General features: G+C 40.2%; 1 protein-coding gene. It reads right to left on the minus strand.

Annotated features, from left to right (window positions below; genetic code table 11):
- Positions 1–246: Ig-like domain-containing protein (locus tag AAEY88_RS14980; protein WP_350563663.1), on the minus strand; the 246-nt coding region annotated here is incomplete at both ends.

The following is a 246-nucleotide window of genomic DNA, read 5'->3' on the forward strand; positions in this document are numbered from 1 at the left end:
CTGTAAGGTGATGAAGTATCTGCAGCTAGAAAAATACCATCAACAAAAAACTCAACGGTGGTTACCTCTCCATCGTTATCAATTGCTTGCGCCGATATGACAACGCTGTCTTTATCGGTTAGTTGAAAACCGTCTGCAGGCATTAACTCGGTAATTACTGGAATTTCATTATCAATGACAGCGTTGTCACATACACCCAAAATTTTCCAATCTTTATAATCACCAGCATTCTCCACTGGATTGGCT

The sequence above is a fragment of the Psychrobacter sp. CAL346-MNA-CIBAN-0220 genome (assembly GCF_040309805.1).
GTDB lineage: Bacteria > Pseudomonadota > Gammaproteobacteria > Pseudomonadales > Moraxellaceae > Psychrobacter.